Origin of the sequence: Albidovulum sp., from assembly GCF_049646345.1 — a bacterium.
Lineage (GTDB): Bacteria > Pseudomonadota > Alphaproteobacteria > Rhodobacterales > Rhodobacteraceae > Albidovulum.
In genome coordinates, this window is sequence record NZ_JBARVQ010000825.1 from 1 (window position 1) to 4,917 (window position 4,917).

4 protein-coding genes are annotated in these 4,917 nt (G+C 64.6%); 2 read left to right on the forward strand and 2 right to left on the reverse strand.

The window, feature by feature from the left end:
* Both WBB85_RS21585 and bcp read right to left on the reverse strand, forming a co-directional pair.
* Window positions 1-336 (reverse strand): DUF455 family protein (locus tag WBB85_RS21585; RefSeq protein WP_432640635.1); only part of this gene is annotated, 336 nt, incomplete at its 3' end.
* Window positions 337-353: 17 nt separating this feature from the next.
* Window positions 354-815 (reverse strand): thioredoxin-dependent thiol peroxidase, encoded by a 462-nt coding sequence (gene bcp, locus WBB85_RS21590; protein ID WP_432640632.1) that lies wholly within the window; start codon window positions 813-815, stop codon window positions 354-356.
* 115 nt (window positions 816-930) lie between these two features.
* Between bcp and WBB85_RS21595 the strand changes: the two genes are divergently transcribed.
* The gene (locus WBB85_RS21595) at window positions 931-4,203 is read left to right on the forward strand and encodes an AsmA-like C-terminal region-containing protein (protein WP_432640633.1); all 3,273 of its coding nucleotides are present in this window, start codon (window positions 931-933) and stop codon (window positions 4,201-4,203) included.
* A partial coding sequence (locus WBB85_RS21600; protein WP_432640634.1) for an S-adenosylmethionine:tRNA ribosyltransferase-isomerase occupies window positions 4,200-4,917 on the forward strand: 718 nt, incomplete at its 3' end. The genes WBB85_RS21595 and WBB85_RS21600, both read left to right, overlap by 4 nt.

The window sequence follows — 4,917 nt, forward strand, 5'->3', positions numbered from 1 at the left end:
CGACTTCACCCAGTCGTCATAGAAACCAAGCGGCATTTCGGTGTCGGTGAAGCGCGCGATGATGTCCCAATGCAGGTCCACCGCGTTCAGTTCGATATGGGCCAGAGCATGAAGCAACGCGATGCGCCCCTGCGGCGAGCCGGGCCTGCGGCGGGGCACATCGCGCGGCGGCAGCAGTTCCGGCCTTTCCGGGCGCGAGGGCTGCATCGGCGGTGTGGCCCGGCCGATTGCCAGCGGGGTCCCCGCCGCGCGGGCCTCGCGCCAGCGCGCGGCATGGGCATGGCTGAGCGCGGTCTTGGCCCGTCCATCGGCGGTGGTCAGCACCTCCACAGCCATTTCGGCCAGCGACAGGCTCACAGCGCGCGCGCCGCGTCCAGAACCTCGGCCGCGTGGCCATTGACCTTCACCTTGGGCCAGATACGGACAATCTGGCCGGTACCGTCGATCAGAAAGGTCGTGCGTTCGATCCCCATATAGGTCCGGCCATACATGTTCTTTTCGACCCAGACCCCGTAGCGTTCGCAGGTATCGCCCGCTTCGTCCGAGGCAAGGATCACCCCCAGCCCGTGCTTGGTGCAGAATTTGTCATGCTTTTTCGCGCTGTCCTTGGAGACCCCGACCACAACAGTGCCAGCGGCGGCGAATTCGTCGGCCAGCCGGGTGAAATCAAGCGCTTCGGTCGTGCAGCCCGGCGTATCATCCTTGGGGTAGAAGTAGAGCACAACCTTCTTCGGCGCGAAACCCGCAAGCGAAACCGTAGCGCCATCGTTGCCGGGCAGGGTGAAATCCGGGGCTGTGTCGCCGGGGTTGAGCATGTCGCTGCCTCCTGTGCCATACCAATTCGCTTTGTGTTTTACTTCCATCGCCGCAAAGATAAAGGGGGGCTTCGGTCGCAGCCCCGCAGAGGTGCGGCCCAGAGGGCGACGGCGAATGAACGAAACCAGTGAAACGGGCCAGAAAGAAGAGGCCCCGCCGCGGCGCCGGCATCGGCGCCTGTGGCAGGTTTTGCTGCTGGTCATCGTTGCGATGATCGGAACCGTCGTGGCGCTGGGAATGACGGGGCAGGTGATTTCCGCGCCGGGCTGGCTGGTCTCGCGCATTGAGACGCGGGCGAATGCCGTTCTTGCGGGTGAGGCCTCGACCCGGATCGGCGGGCTGGAATTCAACGTCGACGACCATTTCGTGCCGCATATCCGCCTGGCGGATGTGGAGCTTTTTTCGCGTTCCGGCACCCGGATCGCGGTGCTGCCGGAACTTGGCGCTTCGCTGAAACCCGGCGCGGCCCTGCGCGGCCGGGTCGAGCCACGATCCCTGCGCATCAGCGGCGCACGTATCGCGCTCAGACGGTTTGAGGATGGCCGTCTTGACCTTTCGCTTGGGTCCAGCGCCCCGGCGCAAACCCTCAGCCCCGCAGAACTGTTGCAGGCTGTCGATGACGCCTTCACCCTGCCGGTTCTGCGGGACATTGACTGGATCGAGGTCGATGACCTCAATCTTAGGCTGGATGACCTAAGAACCGGACGTGTCTGGACCGCATCGGGCGGCTGGCTGAAGCTGGATCAGACCGTCGAACGGATCGAGATCGGCCTTGGCACAGAGCTGAAAGGGGCCGGGGACGCGCCTGCAACTGCGGAACTTGAGTTCTTTTCAGTGAAAGGAACGCCCGAGGCGGGGTTGTCGGTCAAAATCAAGGATGTCCCGTCGCGCGATCTGGCGGTTCAGTCGCCCGCGTTGACGTTCCTTGCCGCGCTCGACGCGCCGATTTCGGGCGCATTTGAAACCGGCGTCTGGGCGGACGGGGCCTATTCCGGGCTGTCGGCGGTTCTGGAGATCGGTGCAGGGGCGCTGCAACCGACCGAGGATGCCAATCCTGTGCGGTTCGATGGTGTCCGGCTGGCCATGGACTACAACCCCGACCGCGCGCAGGTGACCTTTACCGACATTACGGTCAACAGTGCATCCCTCAGGGTGAAAGCATCGGCCAAGGCATGGCTGAAGGACTTTGTCGGGGCCTGGCCTGAAACGCTGGTGACGCAGGTCGCGATTTCCGATCTGAAAGTCGATCCCGAAGGGGTGTTCACCGATCCGGTCACCTTCACCCATGGGGCACTCGATTTTCGCCTGCGGCTTGATCCGTTCGGGCTCGATATCGGTCAGCTGACGCTGGTCGAGAAGGATCAGCGCATCAGCGCCAAGGGCAAAGTGACCGCTAATGACGATGGTTGGGGCGTGGCGGTCGATTTCGCGATCAATGCGATCCGCTCGGACCGGCTGATGGCGCTCTGGCCGGTGGCGGCCGTGCCCAAGACCCGCGCCTGGCTTGAGGACAATGTCGCAACCAGTGAACTCTTCGATGTCACTTCGGCCTTCCGGTTGCATCCGGGGGGCGAGCCGCATTTTTCCCTTGGCTATGACTACCGCGACACCGAGGTGCGGGTGATCAAGACCTTACCGCCGATCAGGAATGGCGCGGGCTATGCGGCGATCAATGATTATTCCTACACGCTGGTCGTCGACAAGGGCCATCTGACCGCGCCTGAAGGGGGCGATATCGATGTTGCAGGCAGCGTGATGTCGATCCCCGATCTGCGCATCAAACCGGCACCTGCGACATTCACGCTGGTGACCGACAGCACGATCACGGCCGCCCTTTCACTGCTGGATCAGAAACCGTTCGAGTTTCTGACCAAGGCCGGGCGTCCGGTCGATCTGGCCGAGGGACGGGCGCGGCTGAAGACCGAGCTTGACCTGATCCTTGCCCGGAAGATCAAGCCCGAGGATGTCGGCTATCGGGTCACGGGCAAGCTGATCGATGTGCGGTCGGACACGCTGGCACCGGGGCGGATGCTGACCGCCGGGGCGCTTGATATCGCGGCCAGCAAGGAAGGGCTGAAAATCTCTGGCCCCGCAACCTTCTCGGGCGTGCCCGTCGATGCCGTTTGGCGGCAGGTTTTCGGCCCCGAACACCGAGGCAAAAGCGAAGTGGAGGGCACGGTCGAACTGTCGCAGCGTTTCCTTGATGCCTTCGATATCGGTCTGCCACCGGGCACTGTTTCGGGGGTGGGACAGGGGCGGATCGTGCTGCGGTTCGAACGCGGCAAGCCGACCGAATTCCGCCTCGGGTCCGAGATCAGGGGGCTTGGCCTCTCCATTCCGCAGGTGGGATGGTCGAAAAGCACGGGGTCAACCGGGCGCCTGGCGGTCGTGGGGCGGCTGGGCCAACCGGCCGAGGTTGATCTGATCGAGCTTGAGGCATCGGGCTTTGCCGCGTCCGGCCGGGTATTTTTGACGCGAGAGGGCGGGTTTGAGGCTTTGCGCCTGAATTCCCTGAGCATTGGCGACTGGTTCAAGGGGGCCGGGACGTTGCGTGGCCGCGGCAAGGGGATCGCACCTGCGGTGGTTGTCGAAGGCGGCAATCTCGACCTCAGGCGGGCATCGTTCGGGCGTGGCTCTGGCGGGGCAGGGGCGCCCTTGTCGGTGGCTTTGGACCGGTTGCAGGTTTCGCAAGGCATCGCGCTGACCGGATTTCGTGGCGATTTCGATACGCAAGGCGGGCTTGCCGGGGACTTCACCGGGCAGATCAACGGCGCGGCCTCTGTCACCGGGCGGGTGACACCTGCCGGAAACCGCAGCGCAATCCGTATCCGCTCGGCTGATGCGGGCGCGGTCCTGCGCGCGGCCAACATCTTTACACGCGGCGTCGGCGGCGCGCTTGACCTTTCGCTCAGCCCGGTCGGGGGCGAGGGCCAATATGACGGGCGCGCCGTCATCGAAGGGTTCCGTGTTGTCGATGCGCCGGCCCTTGCCTCGCTTCTCGATGCCGTTTCGGTTGTCGGCCTACTGAACCAGTTGAACGGGCCGGGTATCCATTTCGACCGCGTCGCGGGTGATTTCCGGCTGTCACCGGGTGGCGTCCATATTCGTCAGGGATCCGCTACGGGCCCCTCGCTTGGTATCTCGGCCGAGGGGATCTATGACACCGGTGCCGGGCGCATCGATCTTCAGGGCACGGTATCGCCTGTCTATCTGATCAACCAGATCGGCCGGGCCGTCTCGCGCGAGGGCGAGGGGCTTTTCGGCTTCAACTATCGCCTGTATGGAGGAGCCGACGCGCCGCAGGTCAGCGTCAATCCACTCTCAATCCTCACCCCGGGCATGTTCCGCGACATTTTCCGCTCCAACCCGCCGAAACCCAAACAATGAAGCTTTCCGATTTCGATTTCGATTTGCCCGAGGGGCTGATCGCCACCCGGCCCGTGCGACCGCGTACCGCCGCCCGGCTGTTGGTGGCCGAGGGCGACGCGATGCGCGATCTGCATGTGCGCGACCTCATCGACCTGCTTGGCCCCGGCGACCGATTGGTCCTGAACGATACCAAGGTGATCCCGGCACGGCTGGCGGGCACCCGAACCCGGGCGACGGGGCAGGGTGAGGCGGTGGCGAAGGTCGAGGTGACGCTGCTGGAGCCGCGCCCGGGCGGGCACTGGGCGGCACTCGCCAAGCCCTTGCGCAAAGTGAAAGAGGGCGAGGTGATCCGGTTTTCCGATGTGCTCTCGGCCAAAGTGGTGGGAATCGCCGAGGGGCAGGCGGAACTGAACTTCAACCTGACCGGCCCCGATTTCGACGCGGCACTGGCCGAGGCGGGGGCGATGCCGCTGCCGCCTTATATCGCGGCACTCAGGGCCCCTGACGCGCAGGACCGCGAGGATTATCAGACGGTCTTTGCCCGCAATTCCGGGGCGGTTGCCGCGCCGACGGCGTCGCTGCATTTCGACGGTGACCTCTTGGCGCGACTTGCCGCCAGGGGCGTGGCTTTCACCCATGTCACGCTGCATGTGGGCGCGGGCACCTTCCTGCCGGTGAAGGTAGAGGATGTGACAACCCACCGGATGCATGCCGAATGGGGCGAGGTCAGCG

What these genes read in the sequence shown, in the direction of transcription:
- WBB85_RS21595 (WP_432640633.1), top strand. Translation starts at nt 931, where the DNA reads ATGAACGAAACCAGTGAAACGGGCCAGAAAGAAGAGGCCCCGCCGCGG.
- bcp (WP_432640632.1), bottom strand. Translation starts at nt 815, where the DNA reads ATGCTCAACCCCGGCGACACAGCCCCGGATTTCACCCTGCCCGGCAAC.